The organism is Algoriphagus sp. SE2 (assembly GCF_039563885.1).
Taxonomy (GTDB): domain Bacteria; phylum Bacteroidota; class Bacteroidia; order Cytophagales; family Cyclobacteriaceae; genus Algoriphagus.
Map to the genome: position 1 here is coordinate 197,673 of NZ_JBCLWJ010000007.1, position 14,669 is coordinate 212,341.

Below are 14,669 nucleotides of genomic sequence, written 5' to 3' on the forward strand. Positions count from 1 at the left end.
CCTCAAATGCTAGAATTCAATTTTAAATATTATCCAAAATTTGCCTTTTGGAAGCAAAAATTAATCTATTGGGCTGAGAAGCAATATGCTTCTTTATCCTATTTTGACGGAAATAATTATACCTATCCCCAACAGCCTTTTGCGAATTTGCTTTTTGCTTGGAATAAAAAAATAGATGAAAATGATTTGTGGAATGATCAATTCAATCAAGTAAAAATAGGTATCATAGCATATGATTTTAAGAATTCACTCGAAGCTTTAAGCAGTTCAAACCCACCTATTATTTCCTTACCAAATCTCTGCTTTTTCTCACCAGAATTGAGTTTTTGTTTTGAAGGAGATTTCATCAAAAGTCAAACAAAATTATCAGAAGAGTTTTGGGGGAAAATAGAAAATTTTGAGATACCCTTAGTGAATAGTACTTGTGAGACCAAAGCGCAAATTACAAAAGCCGAATACATTGCTAATGTAAATACAATCCAGAATTATATCTGGGAAGGAGAAACATATGAGATGAATTTCTGTCAGGCTTTCGAAGGAAATTTCATTGATTGGGATCCAATTGATTCTTTTTTTCAACTTCAAGAAATTTCTCCCATGCCATTTTCTTCCCTTTTCAAAGCTGAAGACAAATGGTTGATTTCTGCTTCTCCGGAAAGGTTTTAAAAAAAAGTGGATTCAAAAATAATTGCTCAGCCGATCAAAGGGACTATTCAAAGAGGTAATGATAAAGTCAATGATGAAATAAATAAAGAACACTTATTGGCAAGTGCAAAAGAACGGGCAGAAAATCTAATGATTACGGATTTGACCAGAAATGACCTATCTAAGATTTCTGAAATAGGTTCAGTTCGAGTAGAAGAACTTTTTGGGATTTATTCTCTTCCAAGAGTATTTCAAATGATTACTACCGTAAGTTCAATTTTAAAACCAAATACACCCATCAAAGAGATAATTCAGACAACATTCCCGATGGGTTCAATGACAGGTGCTCCTAAAATAAGAACAATGGAGTTGATCGATGAATTAGAATTATTTCAGCGAGGTTGGTTTTCGGGAGCATTTGGATGGATTGATGAAAAAGGAGACTTTGACTTTTCCGTTGTGATTCGAAGCATAATTGCAGATATGGAATCAAAAAAACTTTATTTTGGAGTTGGAAATGCCATCACAATTGATTCGGATGCCGAAAAGGAATACGAAGAATGTGAACTGAAATCACAAGCAATCCTAGATGTGCTAAATGGAAGAACAAAATCCTAACCCAATAAGGAAAATAATCCATGTTGATATGGATGCATTTTATGCTTCCGTGGAACAAATGGATCATCCTGAATGGAGAGGTAAACCTTTGGTCGTTGGAGGAAATGAATCAAGAGGAGTCGTAGCGGCGGCGAGTTATGAAGCCCGGAAATTTGGAATTTATTCAGCGATGTCTTCAATGATAGCTGCCCGAAAATGCCCCAACCTAATCTTTGCAAGACCTAGATTTGATCGGTACAAAGAGATCTCAGAGCAGATTCGCGAAGTTTTTTATGAATACACAGATTTAGTAGAGCCGCTTTCCTTGGATGAAGCTTTCTTGGATGTGACAGAAAACAAGAAAGAAATTAAATCAGCTATTCTCATTGCTAAACAAATCAGGTTGAAGATTAAAGAAAAGACAGGTCTGAATGCTTCAGCTGGAGTATCCTATAATAAGTTTTTGGCAAAGATTGCATCTGACTTGAATAAACCCAATGGTCAAGCCTACATTTTACCAGAAGACGCAGAAGAATTTCTTGAAAAACTTCCGATTGGGAAATTTTTTGGAATAGGGAAAGTTACTGCTGAAAAGATGCAAGAAATCGGAATCCATAATGGTTTTGATCTGAAACAGTTTTCGCTACAGTTTCTTACTAAAAAATTCGGTAAATCTGGATTGCACTACTTTAACATTGTAAGAGGTATTCATCTATCAGAAGTTCAACCTCACAGAGTCCGTAAATCTTTAAGTGCAGAAAACACATTTGAAAAGGATCTAATAACTGATTCTGAATTTGAAGAAGCCTTAAAAGCTATCAATAAAGAACTCTTAAAAAGGTTAAGGAAAAGTGGTGTAAAAGGCCGTACAATTACTTTGAAAATTAAATATGCCGATTTTACTCAGCAAACGAGGAGTAAAACCCTGGATCAATATCCAGAGGAAGAAACCATCTGGGAAATAGCGAAAGAACTTTTGAAGCAAGAAGAACTTCCTAAAGCTGTCCGACTTTTTGGCCTAGGCGTTTCCAACTTAAATATCACAGAAGAACATCAACATTTCGGAGAGCAATTAAAAATTCCTTTTTCAAGAATTGGTACATTCAGTTGATATGAATTTTAAATAGCGAATAAAAAGGCATTTTAAACTGCCATTTTGTCTGCATTTTATTAATTTCGCATCCCTAAAGCATTTAATTACATGAGTAATTTGATTAAAGATATAGATATTATCTCTGGAGAAGAGGCACAAGCTTGTGACTTTAAGACTACTGCAGACGAAAATACCGGGAAATCACGAAAGCTATACATAGAGAGTTATGGTTGCCAAATGAATTTCTCAGACTCTGAGATTGTGGCTTCTATCATGAAAGAAAACGGGTTTGACACTACCTCGGATTTCAATCAAGCGGATGTGATCTTCCTAAATACTTGTTCAATTCGGGAAAAGGCTGAATTAACTGTAAGAAAACGATTAACTGATTTTAATAAAGCGAAAAGGACCAAGCCCGAAATGACAATTGGAGTTTTGGGATGTATGGCCGAGCGGTTGAAAGAAAAACTTCTCGAAGAAGAAAAAATTGTCGATGTGGTTGTTGGCCCAGATGCTTATAGAGATCTTCCAAATTTAGTTTCTGCTGCTGAAGATGGCAATAAGGGAGTAAATACGTTTCTATCAAGAGAAGAAACTTATGCTGACATTGCTCCTGTTCGGTTGAATTCCAATGGAATTACAGCATTCATTTCCATCATGAGAGGCTGTGATAATATGTGTTCTTTTTGTGTAGTCCCTTTTACGAGAGGAAGAGAAAGAAGCAGGGATCCGCATTCCATTGTGGCAGAGGCACAAAACTTATTTTCTAAAGGCTATAAAGAAGTAACTTTACTGGGTCAAAATGTAGATAGCTACAAATGGTCACCCGAAGAAAATAACAAAGCAAGGTTAAATAAAAAAGAAGAAGAAGTAAGTACGGTTATCAATTTCGCCAATCTTCTTGAAATGGTTGCTCAGGTATCTCCTAAGCTTCGTGTTCGGTTTTCTACCTCGCATCCAAAGGACATTACAGACGAAGTACTTTATACAATGAAGAAGTACGATAATATCTGTAAATACATTCATTTACCTGTTCAGAGTGGGAATAGCAGAGTATTGAGTCTTATGAACAGGACTTATGACAGAGAATGGTATTTAGATCGTGTTAATGCTATTCGTGAAATACTTGGAGATGAGTGTGGTATTTCTTCCGATATGATCACAGGCTTCTGTACAGAAACTGAAGAAGAGCATCAAGACACCCTCACCCTAATGGATATCGTTAAGTATGATTTTAGCTACATGTTTTTCTATTCTGAAAGACCTGGTACCCTAGCAGCAAAAAAATATGAAGATGACATCCCTTTACAGATCAAAAAAAGAAGATTAGCTGAGGTAATTGCCAAACAAAGTGAACTTTCCTTATTCAGAAACAAACTTGACATAGGTAAAGAACAAGTGATATTAATCGAAGGAACATCAAAGAAATCGGATTTGGAATATAAAGGAAGAAATTCTGCCAATAAAGTAGTGATCATTCCTGGCGGTGACTTCAAAATTGGAGATTATGTGTTAGTCAAAATCACAGATTGTACAGCAGCAACCCTTTTTGGAGAAATCATCACAGTAAATCCTATAGTTTAATGATTACAGAGTCAGAAATAAGAAGTGTTAAACAAAGATTCGGGATCATTGGAAACAGTCCTTTATTGAATCATGCAATTCAGGTAGCGATGCAGGCTGCTCCTACGGACATGACTGTTCTAATTACTGGGGAGAGTGGAAGTGGAAAAGAAAGTTTTTCAAAAATCATTCATTCTCTTAGCCTTAGAAAGCATGGAAAATTTATCGCAATTAACTGCGGTGCTATACCTGAAGGAACTATTGATTCTGAGCTTTTTGGCCATGAAAAAGGATCATTCACAGGAGCTCATGAAGCTAGAAAAGGATATTTTGAAGTGACTGATGGAGGTTCGATTTTCCTTGATGAAATAGGTGAAATGCCACTCGGGACTCAGGCAAGGCTTTTAAGAGTTCTGGAAAATGGTGAATTTATTAAGGTAGGTTCTTCTAAGGTTCAAAAAACTAATGTCCGGGTTATCACTGCGACTAATGTTAAATTGCTTAAGGCAGTAGAAAAAGGGAAGTTTAGAGAGGATTTATACTACAGATTGAATACAGTACCTATTTATGTTCCTCCTTTAAGAGAGCGTGGAGATGATATGGTTTTACTCTTCAGAAAATTTACTTCAGATTTTTCCGAAAAATACCATGTCAAACCAATCGTATTGAATGCTGAAGCTCAATCTTTGTTAAAACGATATCCTTTTCCAGGTAATATCCGTCAATTGAAAAACTTGGCAGAACAAATTTCATTGCTAGAAGAGTCCAGAGAAGTGGATGCCGAAACGCTTTCCAAATACCTTCCTACTGATAATTCCAGGTTACCAATGGCCTTACATCATTCTGGATCAAAGTCAGATATGACCGATTTTTCGGAAAGAGACTTACTATATAAAGTCTTATTTGATATGAAGAAAGACATGAACGAGTTAAAAAAACTTGTTTTAGAATCTTACCAGAGCGGTGGTCTTAATCATAGCATAATTCAAAAACATCAGGGTTTATTTGAAGATATGGATAGTAGTATCTCTAAAAAGGAACCAAGCGACAGCTCTCCAAATTATTCGGTACCTCTAGTAATTACACCTCAAAAAAACACTTCCAATCAAAGCGAAAACTTTGAGGAAGAAGTTATAGAAGATATTTTCCACGAAGAAGATGATAATTCACTTTCTTTGGAGAGAAAAGAAAAAGAAATGATTCTTAGAGCACTTCATAAGCATAATAATAAAAGAAAATATGCAGCTAGTGATTTGGGGATTTCTGAGCGAACCTTATATAGGAAGATCAAACAATATGAAATTGATCAATAGACTACGGCTTGTTCTAATTTTAGGAATGCTTCTGGCACTTCAGGCTTGTTCTGTAAAATATAGCTTTACGGGTACAAATATTAATTACGATCTGGTTAAGACCTTTACTGTAGAAAATTTCTTCAATGATTCGGGAGGAGGACCCGCTAATATGGAGCAACTTTTCACTGAGTCTTTAAAGGAATATTACCAAAGAAATACGCAATTAGAATTGGTGAGAACGAATGGGGATTTACAATTTGCAGGAGCAATTAACCGTTATTCTCTTACTCCTCAATCTGCTGTTTCAAGTAATAATCCAAATTTACCGGACAGAGCTGGTCAAATGAGACTTACAATTGCTGTAGAGGTAGAATATTTAAATTTAACAAATGAGGAAGAAAACTTGCGAAGAACATTTTCCTTCTTCCAAGATTATGATCCAAGAACGACCACGCTTTTAGACGTTGAAAATCAGTTGGTAGAAGAAATATTTCAAAATATCATCCAGGATATCTTTACCGCAACTGTAGCAAACTGGTAAATCCATTATATTAAACCCAAAACCAAAGAGATTGAACGCAGCACAGTTTATAGAACTAATAAGCAAATCAGACACTACGAATAAAACTGATTTCTTATCTCTGAAAAAAATTCAGGAAAATTTCCCCTATTTCCAGATCCCTCATGTTTTGGTTGCTCGTTATGAATACGACAATAACCCGGATAAAACGCCTGAATCTTTAGGATTTGCTGCCATAACCAGTCCAAATAGAATCTGGTTGAAAGAACTTGTTGAAAGAACTTCGGAAGCTTCTAATAAAAAACAGGGAGTTAAAAAAGAAGTTGAATTAAAGAAAGAGAAACCAAAACCTGTCAGAAAGCGAAGAAAAGCACCAGCTGATGATTTGCTGGAGACGATCAAGCGCAAAGAAAAAAAGACAATTGTCGATGCTAAAAAGAGAGAACAAATTGATCTTATCAAGGCTTTTAGCAAACGAGATATCAAACTTGCTACGATCAAAGAGATAGAGGCTAACCAAAATAATGAGAACTTGGCCGCAAGTAGCACAGAGATAAATGATAATTTATTATCGGAATCATTCGCAAAACTTTTGGTTTCTCAGAGTAAAAAGCCTAAGGCTAAGAAAATTTATGAGAAATTGATGTTGAAATTTCCGGATAAAAGGTCTTACTTTGCGGACTTAATTGAAAAGTTGAAAGAATAATCCCTAATATATGTTTACTTTATTAATCACCGTTATCCTTATCTTGGCGGTACTTCTTGTGCTTGTTATCCTAGGTCAAAATTCTAAAGGTGGCGTTGGAGCGGCTTTCGGAGGTAGTGCATCTCAAATCATGGGAGTAACACGCACCGGAAATGTTTTAGAAAAGGCCACTTGGTTTCTAGCCGTTTCAATTTTAGTTCTTTCCCTAGCTTCTTCAGCGTTTTACTCTGGTAGCCAACCAAATCAGTTTTCTTCTCCAAACATTGAGAGCGCTAAACAGCAAGTTGTAGCACCTGCTTTTGGGGACAATGAGAGCCTGCTTCCTACTGAGTCAACACCAGCTACAAATGAGGACACAACCTCAGGGGGTGAATAAAAAAAATAAAACATTTACTAAAGTCTGCTCCAAAAGAGCAGACTTTTTTGTTTTAATTAAAATCATCTCTTATTTTCCAATTCAATCACCAAATCCTAGTCTTTCGACTTGTTTTTGAACTTTACAAGAATTTCTCAATACCTTTTATCTTTTTATTCCCTTTTACTTTATGAATACAAAACCTATTCGTCTAGAGGACTTGCATATCGAAAATTGGCCAAATCTCATTTTGTGGGCAGCTCCTATCATGTTCCTCTTAGTCTTTATAGAATGGGGAATTAGCGCCTATCAAAAAAAAGATGCGTACAATACAAAAGATTTTTTTGCAGCTTCTACTATTGGATTGGTAAATGTAGGCATCAGTGCCTTAATTAAAATTGCAACCTTCGGTTCTGCATTATTCTTTTATAATATTTCCCCCTTCACTATTCCCGTAACCTGGTGGTCATTTATATTATGCTTTTTTGCTATTGATTTAGCAAGATATTGGGCACATAGATTGGCACATGAGCAAAGATTCTGGTGGGCAACTCACATTACACATCATAATTCCTCGAAATACAACCTTTCAGTTTCATTTCGTTTAGGATGGACACAACATATTAAAGTCATTTTCTTTTTTCCTGTGATGTTTATGGGTTTTAATCCATTTGTATTCTTTATCTGTCATCAGATAGCAGTATTGTATCAGTTTTGGATTCACACCGAATACATTACCAAATTACCAAAACCAATAGAATTTTTCTTCACGACTCCCTCCCATCATAGAGTTCATCACGCGAGTGATGAACATTATCTTGATAAAAATTATGGATCTACTTTTATCATATGGGACAGAATTTTTGGAACCTTTATGCCAGAGGGTGAGAGACCAACCTACGGGATAACAAAGCCTGTCACTTCCTATAATCCCATTTATTTGGTTTTCCACGAATGGGTGGATATTGTAAAAGATCTTCGAAAAGCTAAAAACTTTAAAGAAGGCTGGAGAATCTTATTCGATAAGCCAGGAGCGGAAGTTATTGCAAACCGTGAAAAGGCAGAAAACAAATCAAAAGCTACGACTTCTGCGGAGATTCAGAAAGAAGTTTTAGCTCTTGAAATTCAGGAAAAATAAATTACTCCTGATTTGAGGATACGTGCTGCAATAATAATCTTTTACTTATCGGCAGTAACGTTTCTTCCATCGGAAAATCGTGGGAACTATGAAGTCTCCAAGTTGCGGGGTTTGGAAGCTCCTTGATATCTTTGATCAACTGGAGCTTGATCTTTTCCAAGGTATTAACTAGTGATTTTTGAAAAACTCCAACAAACCACATTCTGATGCTTCGAAATTTTTCACCTGCCAATTGTAAAAAATTTGATTGGTAACGAAATGCATGCACATCAGATTTTGATTCCCGGGAAACCAAGATAAATCCTTCTCGGGTATAAATTGGCATAATTCCGACTGGCTCAAACTCTACCTGATTTTCTACAAGTTGATAAATTTCCTTTCCTTTTTTGATTTGCTCTGTAAATTTTGGTAAGGCAAAATCAGTGATATTCGCTATTTCTTGCATTATCTCACCTTCTGTTTCTCGAGGTTGATACTGAAGTTTCCCGTTTTGAAAATCTATCCCGGAAATCACTCTTGGAAATAAATTACTCAATTCAGATTTCCCTTTCTTTAGATCATCCAAAAGACGGTGATGTTCTATTAATTCACCAAGCATAGGGTAAAGCTTGGCAGCATTGAATTGTTGATTTGTTTCCTGAAGATATGCGAGAAGCTGATACTTTTTGTATTCAAAATCAATTAATCCTTCCGCAATCCAGTTTTTAGGTAAATTCTTCATAAGTAAATAGGTTTACCAAAAATTACTAAAATCTGACATAAAAACTGTCAGTTTTGGAAAAATTGACAGTTAATTTTTGGTCATGTGTCGCAAACTTTTCGATTTCCACCTGACAATTACAGCCGATTTGTCAGCCTTTTTGAAATATACTCTAATGGCACAAGAAGTGCTATAAGGCATATGCATTTTAATCTAACATTTAAACAAATTAATTATATGTCAAACGTGAACATCAAACCTCTTGCAGATCGGGTTTTGGTACAACCAGCTGCAGCCGAAGAGAAAACTGCCTCCGGACTTTATATCCCGGACACTGCAAAAGAAAAGCCTCAAAAAGGAACAGTGGTGGCAGTGGGTAATGGTAAAAAAGATGAGCCCTTGACTGTTTCAGTAGGAGACACTGTTTTGTATGGTAAGTATTCCGGAACTGAACTGAATGTAGATGGAAAAGATTATCTCATCATGAGAGAATCTGACATCTTTGCAATCCTTTAATTAATCAACCCTAATCGTTAACAAAAATATTTAACAATATGGCTAAGCAATTATTTTTCAACACTAGTGCTAGAGATCAGCTGAAAAAGGGCGTAGATGCTCTTGCTGACGCGGTGAAAGTAACATTGGGACCAAAAGGTCGAAATGTTATCATCGATAAAAAATTCGGTGCACCAACTATTACAAAAGATGGTGTATCTGTGGCTAAAGAAATCGAATTGGATGAACCAATCGAGAACATGGGAGCTCAATTAGTAAAAGAAGTAGCTTCTAAAACTGCTGATAATGCAGGTGATGGAACTACAACTGCTACAGTACTTGCTCAATCTATTTTTGGAGTAGGTATTAAAAACGTAGCTGCCGGAGCTAATCCAATGGATCTTAAAAGAGGAATTGACAAAGCTGTTTCAGCTGTTGTTAAAAAACTTCAAGCTGATTCTAAGCAAATTTCTACCTCCAAAGAGATCGCTCAAGTAGCAACTGTTTCTGCTAACAATGACGAGGAAATCGGAATAATGATTTCCAACGCCATGGACAAAGTAGGTAAAGACGGAGTAATTACTGTTGAGGAGGCAAAAGGTACTGAAACAGAAGTTAAAACTGTGGAAGGTATGCAGTTTGACAGAGGTTATCTTTCTCCATACTTTGTAACAAATACAGAGAAAATGGAGGTTGAGTTAGAGCAACCTTACATTTTGATCTATGACAAAAAGATTTCTTCTATGAAGGAATTACTTCCTGTACTTGAGCCAGTTGCCCAATCAGGTAAGCCTTTAGTTATCATTTCTGAAGATGTTGATGGAGAAGCTCTTGCTACGCTTGTAGTAAACAAAATCAGAGGTGCTTTGAAAGTGGCTGCTGTTAAGGCTCCAGGATTTGGAGACAGAAGAAAAGCAATGTTGGAAGATATTGCAATTCTTACAGGAGGAACTGTGATCTCTGAAGAAAGAGGTTTTAAGCTTGAGAATGCAACTGTTGAAATGCTTGGAAGAGCAGAAAAAATCAACATTGACAAGGATAATACGACTATCGTAAATGGATCTGGTGATGCAAATGCGATCAAAGGAAGAATTGCTGAAATCAAAGCTCAGATAGACAAAACAACTTCTGACTACGACAGAGAGAAATTGCAGGAAAGACTTGCTAAACTTTCTGGCGGTGTGGCTATCTTATATATTGGTGCTGCTACTGAAGTAGAAATGAAAGAAAAGAAAGATCGTGTTGATGATGCTTTGCATGCAACTAGAGCCGCTGTTCAAGAAGGTGTCGTAGTTGGTGGTGGAGTTGCTTTAGTAAGAGCAGCTGAAGCACTTAACAACTTGAAAGGTCTTAATGAAGATGAAGATACTGGTATCAATATCATCAGACAAGCTATTGAGTCTCCTTTGAGAACAATCGTTTCAAATGCAGGTGGTGAGCCTTCCGTTGTGATCAACAAAATCCGTGAAAATAAAGGAAATTATGGTTACAATGCCAGAACAGATGTCTATGAAGACTTGTTCAAGGCTGGTGTAATTGATCCAACTAAAGTAACTAGACTAGCTTTAGAAAATGCAGCTTCTATCGCAGCATTATTGTTAACAACAGAATGTGTTGTTGCAGATGTGAAAGAAGATACTCCTGCAATGCCTCCTATGGGTGGCGGCGGAGGAATGGGAGGAATGATGTAATTCCGATCATCGCTTTAAACAGAAAGGAGACCAAACGGTCTCCTTTTTTTATTTCCTCAGAAATGAGACTAAATGCATACTATTGCAAAAAATGAAGAAAATACTTTTTCTAGGATATGGAATAATTGTATTTTGCCAACAATACCTCAACTGAATACTATAACTCATTAAATGATTCACTTCGATGCCATTTTTCTCGTGGATGATGACCCAATCAATAATCTAATTAACAATAGACTATTGAACAAAGTAAAAGTAACAGAGCAAATTGAGGAGTTTTTGGAAGGTCAATTTGCAATTGATAGGATTTCAGAGCTTCCAGTAGATCATAAAATATTAATTTTTCTTGATATCAATATGCCGGTTATGAACGGTTGGGAATTTTTAGAAATATATCAAGAGCGATTCATTGAAAGGAATGATAAAATCATCATACTCTCCAGCTCGATTGATTTTCAAGACAGACAGAAAGCTCAAGAATTTAGTATTGTTTCAGATTTTTTAGAAAAACCTCTCACTTTAGATAAAATACAAAATCAAATAGACAAATATCAATAGTCCCTAATTCCCTTAAAAAGTACTGGATATAATCGATCCCAAATATCCCAGATTAAAAAAATGGGACTTGCAATTCTCCTATTGATTCTCCCAAGTTGTAGATTTTATAGGAGGGAAATAAAATCTTTCTTGGACGTCAGACACTTGTCTATCAACACAAGAAGAAAAAAATAAACCAGCTTCCAATTAAAATTTTATCGATCTACCAAAATCAATAAAGGATTAATTGAAAACTGGTTTTCATAAATTATTTCCTTAAGGTATCTGAAATAAATTCCTTTAAATCAGATCTGAACTTAGCTGCAGAAGGAAGATGTGTATACATCATGTGCCCTGCTTCATAGTATGTCATTTTGATTCTGTCTGATGCAGATTTAGGAAGACCTAAATGTGAAATGGAATGCTCCACGCCATAAAAAACGGTGGCTAAATCATAATATCCATTCATTATTAAAACTTTCATATTTGGATCTTTGCTTAAAGCATCTGCCATATCAGGCAATGTTGTTATAGCTCCGGTTGTTCCCCAATATTGGTTACCACTGTGTGACCAATCCCACTTAAATCCATCTTTGCTGTAGGCAGAAGGAGCATATAATAAATCCTTACTTACTCCTAAAGAACCATGGAAATAATCCAGGAATAGACTCGTATAGGCAGGTGAAATAGCATCACTCTGGGGGTCTGTAAATGCAGACATAGACATCGGGTCAATATTTATTCCTTTATATCGGGAATCTAATCTTCCAACAGTCATTTCCTCATCTCGTAACATTTCTTGAAAAATTTCTCCTGCATTCAATTTCAAATCTGCTCTCTTCCAAATTTCAGCAGCAATACCAGTATAACTTTCTAATTTCTGTGCGATTGAATTCTCAGCTTCCTCAGATAAGGTATTTCCTTTGAAAAGCGCAGGAGCATATTCATTTTCTGTAAACGCTCTTACCTCCTGGACAAAGGATTCTAAATCAGCTCCTTTGTTGGAAATTTTATCGTGATATCGCGCTGTAACAGCGACAGTCGGTAAGTATGCGATATTGGAAATATCTTCATTAGGAACAAAGAATAAAGTTCTTAGATCAAACACAGAGGAAACCATTATAACACCATTCAAAGCATATCCTTGATTCAATAAATAGCTCATCACACCAGCATTTCTAAAGGTTCCGTAACTTTCTCCCAAAATGTATTTTGGGGAATTCAGTCGATCATATTCTTTCAAAAACTGCATGATAAATAAACTGACACTTCTTATATCTTGATCAACTCCCCAGAAGTCTTTTCCTGTCGCATCTCCTATCGGCACACTTAAACCTGTTCCAACTGGATCCATCATTACGACGTCAGCCACATCAAGAATTGAAAATTCATTATTAGCCAGTTCATAGGGACCTGCCTGATTATAATATGGATCATCAACTACTATTCTTTTAGGTCCCATAATCCCCATATGTAGCCAGTATGAAGAAGAACCGGGACCTCCATTGTAAGAAAATATGATAGGCCTGTTTTCTTCGGCGTTCTCCTTAAAATACGCTGTAAATCCAAACAATGCGATCGGTTTATTTTGCTCATCTTTCAATTCAAAGGTTCCTGCTTTTGCATTTAGATTGATGGTTTTACCATCTATGTTTACAGACTGTTTCGATTCGAATACCTGCGCTTTTGGAAATTCTTTTTCTGCGTCAGGTTTTTCTTGTGCTATCGCAAAGGTTGAAACTAGAAACAGAATTACTAAAAATCTGGTTTTCATAATGTTTTGATTTATGTTGACTGGTTTGGTTTAATCCAAATCAAAAAAACCCGAAATAGGGCTTTTAAATGATCTATTGTTTATAAATTTTTCCTTCTTTCATCACGAAGACTACATTCTTCATAACCGAAATATCTTTTTCAGGGTCTCCTGCTACTGCAATAATATCCGCTATTTTTCCTCCTTCAATAGTACCTAATTTATCTTCTACTCCCATAAAAATTGCGTTGGTATAAGTGGCTGATTGAATCGCTTCCAAACTTGGCATCCCTGCTTCTACCATGTAAACAAATTCTCGGTAATTATCACCATGAGGATAAACTCCCGCATCCGTTCCAAAAGCGATTTTTACCCCGCTTTTATAGGCTTTGCCGAAGGTATCTTGGATTTGGGCACCAATTCTTCTCGCCTTTTCCGCTACCACATCAGGATAGTAACCTGGCACTTCCGCAAATTGTGCTGCAGTCATCCCAGCGGTGATGGTAGGTACATACCATGTTCCTTTTGATTTCATCATATCCATGGTTTCTGTAGACATCATCGTACCATGTTCTATCGAGTGTACTCCGGCTTTAACAGCTCTTTGCATCCCTTCATCTCCATGGGCATGAGCGGCAACATGCATTCCAAAATCAGTGGCTGTGGCTACTATCGCATCTAATTCATCTTGCTGAAATTGAGGAGCAGAACCATCCCTAGCTACAGAAAGCACACCTCCGGTAGCCGTTACTTTAATTACATCCGAACCATATTTTACGGCTTGCCTTACAGCTTTTCTTGCCTCATAGGGTCCATTGATCACCCCTTGATCTGGCCCTGGATCTCCCATCAAATCACGCTTGACCCCATTGGTAGGATCTGCATGTCCACCAGTTGGAGCAATTGATTTACCGGCAGTATAGATTCTAGGGCCATTCACTCTGCCTGCTGCAATCGCGTTTCTAAGGGCAATATTCACTCCGGACCCACCAAGATCTCGGACCGTGGTAAAGCCTGCCATCAACGTTTTCTCCGCAAATGGAATCGCCTTGTATGCAATGTCTGCCTCGTTATCTCTAAACCCATCCACATAGCGGGTTGGGCTCGTTTCACCCTCGATATGCACGTGCATATCCATCAATCCCGGCATTGCTGTACTGTTTTTCAAATCGATGGTTTTGTCTTCCGAACCTGCTTGTTGATAGCCTGCGTTAACTGATAAAATTTTATTTCCTTCGACTACAATTGTTTGTTCGGAAAGGACTTTTTTGGTTTTGACATCCACAAGTTTACCAGCGTGGATGTATGTTTTTTGAGCAAAAACACCAAGGGAAAGCAGGAGCGCTAACCCTGATAAAATTACTTTCTTCATGGGTGATGGGTTGGTTGGTTAAATTCAGAAGCAGTTTAACAAAAAATCAGGACATTGGCTCACCAGTTTTCAACTGATAGCATCGCTCATGTAAATGAAAACCTAATTTTTTGTAAAAACCTTCGGCATCTTCTGTTGAAAAGAGAATTAATCTGGCTGTCGGGGCTACTTCACGAGTTAAAATAAGCATTCTTTTCCCAATCCCTTTT

The 14,669-nt window shown here is 36.7% G+C and carries 13 protein-coding genes and 1 pseudogene; 11 read left to right on the top strand and 3 right to left on the bottom strand.

Annotated features, from left to right (window positions below; all coding sequences use genetic code 11):
- The first annotated feature begins 6 nt into the window (after window positions 1-6).
- From AAGF08_RS10915 to AAGF08_RS10950, 8 genes and pseudogenes are all read left to right on the top strand, one after another.
- Window positions 7-1,263, top strand: a pseudogene (locus AAGF08_RS10915) (chorismate-binding protein).
- The gene (gene dinB / locus AAGF08_RS10920; protein ID WP_343511198.1) at window positions 1,244-2,353 is read left to right on the top strand and encodes a DNA polymerase IV; all 1,110 of its coding nucleotides are present in this window, start codon (window positions 1,244-1,246) and stop codon (window positions 2,351-2,353) included. The pseudogene AAGF08_RS10915 and the gene dinB overlap by 20 nt, the downstream one beginning before the upstream one ends.
- A gap of 90 nt (window positions 2,354-2,443) precedes the next feature.
- A complete protein-coding gene (miaB, locus tag AAGF08_RS10925; protein WP_343511199.1) occupies window positions 2,444-3,919 on the top strand; it encodes a tRNA (N6-isopentenyl adenosine(37)-C2)-methylthiotransferase MiaB in 1,476 nt (491 codons plus the stop codon).
- Window positions 3,919-5,211 carry a sigma-54 dependent transcriptional regulator gene (locus AAGF08_RS10930; protein ID WP_343511200.1) on the top strand — a complete coding sequence of 431 codons (1,293 nt, stop codon included), beginning with the start codon at window positions 3,919-3,921 and terminating at the stop codon, window positions 5,209-5,211. The genes miaB and AAGF08_RS10930 overlap by 1 nt, the downstream gene beginning before the upstream one ends.
- Window positions 5,195-5,734: an LPS assembly lipoprotein LptE gene (lptE, locus tag AAGF08_RS10935; protein WP_343511201.1), complete on the top strand. Its 540-nt coding sequence runs from the start codon at window positions 5,195-5,197 to the stop codon at window positions 5,732-5,734. The genes AAGF08_RS10930 and lptE overlap by 17 nt, the downstream gene beginning before the upstream one ends.
- Before the next feature lie 31 nt (window positions 5,735-5,765).
- Complete coding sequence (locus tag AAGF08_RS10940; protein ID WP_343511202.1) at window positions 5,766-6,419, top strand: hypothetical protein; 654 nt, start codon at window positions 5,766-5,768, stop codon at window positions 6,417-6,419.
- 10 nt (window positions 6,420-6,429) lie between these two features.
- Complete coding sequence (secG, locus tag AAGF08_RS10945; RefSeq protein WP_343511203.1) at window positions 6,430-6,795, top strand: preprotein translocase subunit SecG; 366 nt, start codon at window positions 6,430-6,432, stop codon at window positions 6,793-6,795.
- Between the two features lie 169 nt (window positions 6,796-6,964).
- Window positions 6,965-7,912: a sterol desaturase family protein gene (locus AAGF08_RS10950; protein ID WP_343511204.1), complete on the top strand. Its 948-nt coding sequence runs from the start codon at window positions 6,965-6,967 to the stop codon at window positions 7,910-7,912.
- 1 nt (window position 7,913) lies between these two features.
- Here the strand turns inward: AAGF08_RS10950 and AAGF08_RS10955 are convergent, their stop codons facing one another.
- Window positions 7,914-8,633 carry a hypothetical protein gene (locus tag AAGF08_RS10955; protein ID WP_343511205.1) on the bottom strand — a complete coding sequence of 240 codons (720 nt, stop codon included), beginning with the start codon at window positions 8,631-8,633 and terminating at the stop codon, window positions 7,914-7,916.
- 216 nt (window positions 8,634-8,849) lie between these two features.
- On the opposite strand from AAGF08_RS10955, the gene groES reads away from it, so the two are divergent.
- The 3 genes from groES (at window position 8,850) to AAGF08_RS10970 (ending at window position 11,356) form a co-directional block, all read left to right on the top strand.
- Entirely contained in the window at window positions 8,850-9,128 is a 279-nt protein-coding gene (groES, locus tag AAGF08_RS10960) for a co-chaperone GroES (protein ID WP_184493485.1), read from the top strand.
- 38 nt (window positions 9,129-9,166) lie between these two features.
- Window positions 9,167-10,798: a chaperonin GroEL gene (gene groL / locus AAGF08_RS10965; protein WP_343511206.1), complete on the top strand. Its 1,632-nt coding sequence runs from the start codon at window positions 9,167-9,169 to the stop codon at window positions 10,796-10,798.
- A 171-nt stretch (window positions 10,799-10,969) separates the two neighbouring features.
- On the top strand, window positions 10,970-11,356 hold the full coding sequence (locus AAGF08_RS10970; RefSeq protein WP_343511207.1) for a response regulator: 387 nt from the start codon (window positions 10,970-10,972) through the stop codon (window positions 11,354-11,356).
- A gap of 247 nt (window positions 11,357-11,603) precedes the next feature.
- Here AAGF08_RS10970 and AAGF08_RS10975 read toward each other — a convergent pair whose 3' ends face one another.
- Window positions 11,604-13,109 (bottom strand): carboxypeptidase, encoded by a 1,506-nt coding sequence (locus AAGF08_RS10975; RefSeq protein WP_343511208.1) that lies wholly within the window; start codon window positions 13,107-13,109, stop codon window positions 11,604-11,606.
- A 73-nt stretch (window positions 13,110-13,182) separates the two neighbouring features.
- A complete protein-coding gene (locus AAGF08_RS10980) occupies window positions 13,183-14,460 on the bottom strand; it encodes an amidohydrolase family protein (RefSeq protein WP_343511209.1) in 1,278 nt (425 codons plus the stop codon).
- Window positions 14,461-14,669 lie beyond the last annotated feature (209 nt).